The 3,487-nt window shown below is 61.0% G+C and carries 3 protein-coding genes; all 3 read right to left on the bottom strand.

All coding sequences use genetic code 11. From position 1 onward, the window contains the following. Positions 1–295 precede the first annotated feature (295 nt). Positions 296–1,153 carry a hypothetical protein gene (locus tag C2L71_RS11765; protein WP_129588525.1) on the bottom strand — a complete coding sequence of 286 codons (858 nt, stop codon included), beginning with the start codon at positions 1,151–1,153 and terminating at the stop codon, positions 296–298. Positions 1,154–1,245: 92 nt separating this feature from the next. Next, entirely contained in the window at positions 1,246–2,118 is an 873-nt protein-coding gene (locus C2L71_RS11760) for a VanW family protein (protein ID WP_103265949.1), read from the bottom strand. Next, positions 2,119–3,273 (bottom strand): hypothetical protein, encoded by a 1,155-nt coding sequence (locus tag C2L71_RS11755; RefSeq protein ID WP_129588524.1) that lies wholly within the window; start codon positions 3,271–3,273, stop codon positions 2,119–2,121. It abuts the gene before it with no gap. Positions 3,274–3,487: the final 214 nt, after the last annotated feature.

Below are 3,487 nucleotides of genomic sequence, written 5' to 3'. Positions count from 1 at the left end.
CGGGCATGGCTCTCCTCCAATATGCTTCTTGTCTCGACAACTCGAATCATACCGGGGCGGGCCGTGCCCTCCTTCCTATCTGGACGCTATCCTGCTGTCAAAGTGCGCAAAAAATTGTACGTTACCTGCTCTTTCCCCCAGGTCGCCTTACTACGCTTCGAAAAAAGATCGCCTGTGTCGTGCCAAACCGTTACATTTTTTGGCGCACGACTGCAAAAGCGGGCACCCGAAGGTGCCCGCTCGTCATACGTATTGGGAAACCGGTAGGGAAAACCAGTTTCAGACGTCTTGGATTCTATGCGTCCACGCTCATGGTAAGCAGGAGCAGTGCATCGTGCGCGCGAGCCTTTTCGATGATCCCGGACGTGAGCACCGTGCCCTTCGATACCGTGAACGAGCCGTCGGAACTGGCGACGTCTTCGATCGTCGTCTGGCCAAGCAGGAAATCAACCAGTTCCGTATCCTCGTCGTCCCCGGCAGCCTTCGCAGGTTCGGCCGTGTCCTCAGCGACTTCAACTTCGACCGTCACCGAAGCCTTGTCGTCGGGAACTTCCTCGATCTGCTCGGCCTCAACCTGCGCCTCAGCCGGTTCGATGCCATCTTCTGCACCAGACCGCGCGTCGGCAGAGTCTGCATCCGTGGAAACCTCGACTTCACTTTCGGGCTCCGCAACGGCTACTTTCTCGTCGCGCATCTCAGCTGCGGTCCTCTCGCCGTCGTCAACAAACACGTACTCGGACGCGAAGAACACGAACTGATCGCTCGAGAACGTCGCACCGGAATCAAGTACGAGTTCGGCCACCGCGCCGAAGACAGGGTCAAACTCATAGGAAGCTATGGTACCCAGTCGATTGCCCGTCTTGGAATACACTTCGACGCCCACAAGCTTGAAGCCGTCGTTCACGATGCCGAGAGCATCGTTTGACGTGGGCAAAAAATCGTCGCGACTCTGAATGGTGACGAACGTATCGCCCACGGCTATGGCCTTGTCATAAGGCAGGACCAGCGGGCTATTCGTGCTCGCGCTGTTCACGATGTAGTGGCTCACGCCCAGCGTATTGCAATCAACGCGCAGATCGCTCATTTTTCCGATGGTTTTCCGATCATCAAGGGCGACGATCTTGCGGGTGAGGATGGTCTCATTCGTTTCCATAGCGTCTCTCTTCTTGTAATCGGTCATAGCATAACCCCATTTCCTGCTCGGTATCATTGTAGCGAAGGAACGACCTCGGCACAGCCCCTGTTCTATTTCGAGGGATCGACGCTTCCCTCAGAAAGAACGACCGTGGAAGGCTGCGGAATGAAGTAGGTATCAGTGTGCATCAGGTCCCGGTACTGCACCACCCCGTCGAGATAGTAGACGCGATACGACTCCGCCACATAATGGAGGTCGCCGTCGTCGTCGACGTACTGGTCGACAACCTTCGACGTCGCATCGATGGTCGTGCCCGTTTCCAAAGGCTGACCGATGATGGAAACCTCCACCGTCTGGCCGACCGCCATGGCCTTGATGCGCATGGGGTCTTCGCTCGCGTTCTTGATTCGCAGATCCATGGTGCCGTAGACAAGCGTGGCATCGAGCCCGACCGGCGCGTAATCGGAGGCAATCGAGTGCGGATGACGCTCGACGATCTCCAGATCGGCTTTCAGGGCGGCGATATAGAGCGCTGTGGACACTTGGCAGATGCCGCCGCCGGCGCCCTCTACTGTTTCTCCGCCTACGATGACGGGTGCAGCGCGGTAGCGCGAGTCCTGTTCGACGTCGCCGACATGATCGTTGAACGAAAACGTCTCGCCCGGCTGGATGACCACGCCGTCGATCGCCCCTGCAGCGAGGCGGAGGTTCTCGGCGCGATCGGCATTCGTGCTTTGCGAGATGGCCTGATAGCTCCCGATGACCTCACCCTCCGCAACGTCGGCTTGTTGCGCCTGAGGTTCCGGCTGGGAGGCGGGCGCGGCCTCCTCGGGAGGCATCTGCACCTCTGCAGGCATCGCCGAAGTGGTGAGCACCATGCAAGCGGCAACCAGCACGCCGCACACAGCGACGACGGCATAGTCAGGAGCCGTGCGCAGCTTCGCGCGCGGACGATCCGCCTCCCTGCGATGCGCAGCAGCCATCTAGATCATCCTCGCTACCGCATCAAGTTTTATGCGCTCGGCGCTGGTCAAATGGTCGCCGCACACCCGCAATTCGTCTGCGAGCGCACGCGCCCGATCGTGCTGGCCGGCCAACACGTAGCATGCAAGCTCCTCGAACTCGGCCTTCCTCCGCTGAGCTTCATCGGGTGCGCGATCGGCACTTTCCCTGAAAAGCCGAGCGGCAACGGCATGCGCACCCTTCATCTTGAGGTTGCGAGCCTTCTTGAAGCAATCGGAGTACTCGAGGCTGCGCGGAGCGTGCGCTTCGGGAACAGGAGCAGGGTCGGGAACGGAGTCGAGAGCGCGGGTGCAAGTGGAACCGCCTGCATGCTCATGCGAACTTGCGGACCCGCTTGCGAAGGCATTTGCATTGGACGGCGTGGACGGTTTCGCGGCCGCACTCGCATCAGCGGGCGCACTCGGCTCCGCAGGCTTGGTCGCATCGGCGGCCGTGGACGGTTTAGCGGGCACGCTCGTCTCGGCGGGCGCGCTCGATTCAGCAGCCAGACTCGCATCGGCGGCCGCGCTCGGCTCCGAAGGCACACCCGACTTGGCGGCAGCGCCTCTTTCGCCGAGCGCATCAGCACCGGAAGTCGGATTTGCTTCGACAGGCGCAGATGCGGCAGAGGATACCGTCGCGATTGAAGCCGCGAGCGCAGCCGTGGAATCCCATCCGGACACCGGCGACGCCGAACGGCCGAGAGGCGTCGGAACCTTATCGGGAGGAACGCGCAGTTCGCCGCCGATCGTGCGGGGCGTCCTGAAGGACCCTTGCGAGGACTTGGGACGACCGACGCTCAGCGGCACGAAAGAAGAAGCAGGCTCGATCGCATCGGCACTCAGCCCTGCTTCGCGCGGGCGGCTCCCCGAGCGCGCGACCGGCTTCGCCGAACGCGGACGCGGATCCATTGCCAGGTACACCGCCAGCGGCACAACGATGCTCCCCACTGCGAACATCGGCGCCGCCCACAGCTGCTGGCCCATGAGCACGGTACCCGCGAAAGCAAGCGCGATCAGTGCGAGCGTCGCAAACGAGACTCGAGACGCGCGTGAAAGCGCGGCGGCGCGACCGGAATGCGCTCCGTCGTTTCTAAAACGGCAGACAACGGCCCCCGCCACGATGATGGCGGCCATGAAGGTCAACCCCCATCCGCTTGCCTGCATGCTGCACTCCCACTCAAGATCAAGTCAACGCGTGACACAATGAAATATCATTCTACCTGGTAACGTACAATTTTTTGCGCACTTTGACAGCAGGATAGCGTCCAGATAGGAAGGAGGGCACGGCCCGCCCCGGTATGATTCGAGTTGTCGAGACAAGAAGCATATTGGAGGAGAGCCATGCCCG

Source organism: Enteroscipio rubneri, assembly GCF_002899715.1.
Lineage (GTDB): Bacteria > Actinomycetota > Coriobacteriia > Coriobacteriales > Eggerthellaceae > Enteroscipio > Enteroscipio rubneri.
Note: the sequence above shows the minus strand (reverse complement) of the source record. Positions and strands in the feature narration are given on the sequence as shown.

Bases quoted from the DNA above. Each gene is read 5' to 3' on its own strand.
- C2L71_RS11765 (WP_129588525.1), bottom strand. From the start codon at position 1,153: ATGGAAACGAATGAGACCATCCTCACCCGCAAGATCGTCGCCCTTGAT.
- C2L71_RS11760 (WP_103265949.1), bottom strand. From the start codon at position 2,118: ATGGCTGCTGCGCATCGCAGGGAGGCGGATCGTCCGCGCGCGAAGCTG.
- C2L71_RS11755 (WP_129588524.1), bottom strand. From the start codon at position 3,273: ATGGCCGCCATCATCGTGGCGGGGGCCGTTGTCTGCCGTTTTAGAAAC.